Genomic DNA, 3,532 nt, shown 5'->3' with positions numbered 1-3,532 from the left:
ACGGTAAGGAGTGCGCGCATTGCGCTTGGTGGTGTGGCGACGGTGCCGTGGCGGGCGCGCGAAGCAGAGGACGCGCTACAGGGCAAAGTGCTTGACGAAGCCGCGGCGCAAGAGGCTGCCGAGGCTGCCTTCGCCGATGCCAGACCGCGCGAGCATAACGCATTCAAGATACCGCTCGGCAAGCGCACGCTGGTGCGGGCGCTGCTCGAAACCCGGGATATGAAGGGCTGAGCCATGAACCAAGCTGCACCCGCCCCCAGGGAAAACCAGGGCGATCCGGTTGTCCGCATTGACGCCCGGCTAAAAGTTACCGGACAGGCCGGCTATCCCGCCGACATCGTCACGGCCAACGTCGCCTACGGTGCCCTTGCCACCAGCAGCATTGCCCGGGGCAAGGTTTCGGGACTTCACACGAAAGACGCCCGGGCCGTACCCGGTGTGCTGGACATCGTCACCTATGACGATATGGACAAGACCGACACGCCGAAATTCGGCAACACCGGCGCAAGTTCGATCGGGCCTTTGCACGACAAGACGGTTTTTCACGACGGTCAGATCATCGCTCTGGTGGTTGCCGAGACCTTCGAGGCGGCGGAGGAAGCCGCAATGTTGATCCGCGCCGACTATGAGGACGAACGGCCCGCCGCCAGCTTTGATTCCAAGGGCGTGAAGATGGAGCCGGCTGCCGGCAAAAACCCTATGTTCAAGGAGGATGCGAAGGCCGGTGATTTCGATGCCGCCTGGGCGGATGCGACGGTAAAGATCGACGAAAAATATTCGACACCGACCCAGCATCACAATCCGATCGAACTGTTTTCGACCACCGCAATATGGCAAGGCGACCAGTTGACCATACACGAGCCCAGCCAGAACGTTACCGGCTGGAAGGTGGAACTGGCACGCCAGCTGAAGCTCGATCCGGCCAATGTGCGGATCGTCAGTCCCTATATCGGCGGCGCCTTCGGCTCCAAGGGGCCGATGACGGCACGCACCGCTATCGTTGCCGTCGCGGCGCGACGCATTGGCCGCCCGGTTCGTTGCGTCGTCAATCGCATGCAAGCCTTCGGTACGCAGACCTATCGCGCCGAAACGCGGCATCGGATCCGCATGGGCGCCGGCAAGGACGGCCGCATCACGGCGTTCGGACATGAGGCCTGGGAGGTGACGTCACGCCCCGACCCTTATGTCGTCGGCGGCACGTCCGCCACCGCGCGCATGTACAATTACGGCGCCGTTCTGACGCATGTTTCGCTGGTTCATGCCGACCGCAACACGCCTGGCTACATGCGATCGCCGCCGGAGACGCCTTATGTCTACGCGCTGGAAAACGCCATGGACGAAATGGCCGTGGCCCTCGGCATGGATCCTGTCGAGTTTCGTCGCATCAATGAACCGGAGAAGGAGCCCATCGGAGGCAAGCCATTTTCCAGCCGCTCACTCATCAAGTGCTACGACCAGGCGTCGGAGGCCTTTGGCTGGTCGAAGCGCGATCCCAAGGTCGGCTCGATGCGCGACGGCGACTGGCTGGTCGGGATGGGCTGTGCGACGGCGATCTATCCGACTGCCGCCGCGCCCTGCGCGGCCCGGGTTCGTCTCACCGCCGACGGCGAGGTTCGGATCCAGTGCGGCTCGCATGAAATCGGCACCGGCGTTCGCACCATTGCCGGCCAGATGGCGGCCGAAAGACTGGGCATCGGCATGGACAAGATCAGCGTCGAGATGGGCGACAGTGCCTTGCCGCCGGCTCCCGTGTCGGGCGGATCGATCTCGACCGCCAGTGTCTGCTCGGCGGTCATGAAAGCCTGCGACGCGATACGCGAAAAGCTGTTCGCCGCCGCTGCGGGCAGGGGGGCTCCGCTGGCCGGTTCGGGCAATGCGAAGCTGGACTTGAAGGACGAAGAGGTCGTCACCGAGACCGGCAAATCCGCAAAGCTGGCTGATGTCTTCAAGGCTATGCAAGTCGGCGCCATCGAGGAATATGCCGAGTTTGCGCCGAAGGGTTCTTCGCCTGAAGCCCTCAGCAAACTCTATGCCGGACAGTCGGAATTTCATGGTGGAGAGAACGACGAAGATTCGGTCAAATATGCCTTTGGCGCCGAGTTCGTCGAAGTGCGCATCAACAGCTATACACGCGAAATCCGGGCCCCGCGCATCGTCGGGGCCTTCGCCGCCGGGCGCATCATGAACACGCGCACCGCGCGCAGCCAGCTGATGGGTGGCATGATCTGGGGTATCGGCCAGGCGTTGCACGAGGCGACGGAAATCGATCAGCGACACGCGCGCTACGTCAACCGCGACCTGCAGGACTATCTCGTACCGGTCAACGCCGACATCAAACAGGTCGACGTTATCCTGGTCCCCGAAATCGACCATCAGGTCAACCCTGCCGGCGTCAAGGGTTTGGGCGAACTCGGCAATGTCGGAACGGCTGCTGCCGTGGCGAGTGCCGTCTATCATGCCACCGGCAAGCGCATTCGCGATCTGCCGATCAGAATAGACGATTTGATAGGCTGACGATCAAGAGTTCTGGACGAAGCATGGAACTCGTAACCCATAAGAAATTCAAAAACGGAAAGTTGATGCCGTGGGGAAAAGGCACGGTCGTCTCCGGAGCAAAGGGATTTGTCTACCTTTGCGGAAATACGGCAACCGCCGAAAATTATGATCCGACCGGAAAGAGAGGAGGGGGATTCACTGGCGATGCGGCGGCACAGTGGCGTGCAATTCTGGCGAACATCAAATCAGATCTGGAAGAACTCGGCAGCGCGCTCGACTATCTCATCCGGCTGACCTTCTTCATCAAGGGGCCATTTCCCGATGGCGGCGTTCTGAGTTCACCCAATTTTCGTCTCGACGTACTGGACGAGTTCTTTGCCGAGCATTGCCCGAAGCACTGCAGCTATAACAACCCGCCGCCTTCGGAGGTGATCGGAGTTGCAGCGCTTGCGCAAGCCGACATCGTCGTTGAAATTGTCGCGGTGGCGGCGTTGCCTGACTGAAGAATTTCGCATGCAGCGCTGGCTTGATTGCCTTGGCTCTCGCGTGTCACTCCGGGGCTGTGGCGGGAGCCGTGTAACGGCGGCGCACGGCATCAAGCACCCGCTTGCGGCTCTCCTCCGCCGACAGGGTCTTGTCCTCTTCCGCCTCGGCGGTTTCGCGCGCCAGGTCCTTGTCCCTGATCTGATGTCGAAACCATTTGGAATAGTCGCCGGTGCGCAAATGAAACTCCCAGGTCTTGTCATCTATGCCCTCGGCGATCTGAGCGAAGATCATCAGATTGTGAGCCCTGAGATTCATCGCATTCTCAGGGCCATGGAAATAGAAGCTGCCGGCTTCGTCGAGCTGGCCTTCGGCATATTTCCGGCTGTGCCGCTTGAGTGACTGACGTGGTTCGACCACTTTGACCGTCTTGACTTTTTGCCTGCCTGCGGCCGCCAGAACAGCACGCGCGCACCTTTCGGGCTGGGGATGACCTTCGGCGGCTCAATGCCGGTTTCACGGCAGAAGACCTTCACGACGTCCTTTGCCTTGG

Annotated in this window: 2 protein-coding genes and 2 pseudogenes; 3 read left to right on the top strand and 1 reads right to left on the bottom strand. The window is 61.1% G+C overall.

From position 1 onward, the window contains the following. The 3 genes and pseudogenes from EN994_RS22860 to EN994_RS22850 form a co-directional block, all read left to right on the top strand. Positions 1-231: pseudogene (locus EN994_RS22860) on the top strand (xanthine dehydrogenase family protein subunit M); the annotation flags it as partial. Between the two features lie 3 nt (positions 232-234). Next, positions 235-2,514, top strand: coding sequence for a xanthine dehydrogenase family protein molybdopterin-binding subunit (locus tag EN994_RS22855; protein WP_063168018.1), 2,280 nt, complete (start codon positions 235-237; stop codon positions 2,512-2,514). Between the two features lie 23 nt (positions 2,515-2,537). Further along, complete coding sequence (locus EN994_RS22850) at positions 2,538-2,999, top strand: RidA family protein (RefSeq protein ID WP_063168017.1); 462 nt, start codon at positions 2,538-2,540, stop codon at positions 2,997-2,999. Positions 3,000-3,045: 46 nt separating this feature from the next. On the opposite strand, the pseudogene EN994_RS22845 reads toward EN994_RS22850, so the two are convergent. Then, positions 3,046-3,532, bottom strand: a pseudogene (locus tag EN994_RS22845) (phosphoglycolate phosphatase); the annotation flags it as partial.

The sequence above is a fragment of the Mesorhizobium sp. M7A.F.Ca.CA.002.09.1.1 genome (genome assembly GCF_003998555.1).
GTDB classification, from domain to species: Bacteria; Pseudomonadota; Alphaproteobacteria; order Rhizobiales; family Rhizobiaceae; genus Mesorhizobium; species Mesorhizobium ciceri.
The sequence above is the reverse complement of the archived record's forward strand: the minus strand, read 5'-3'. Positions and strand labels throughout refer to the sequence as shown.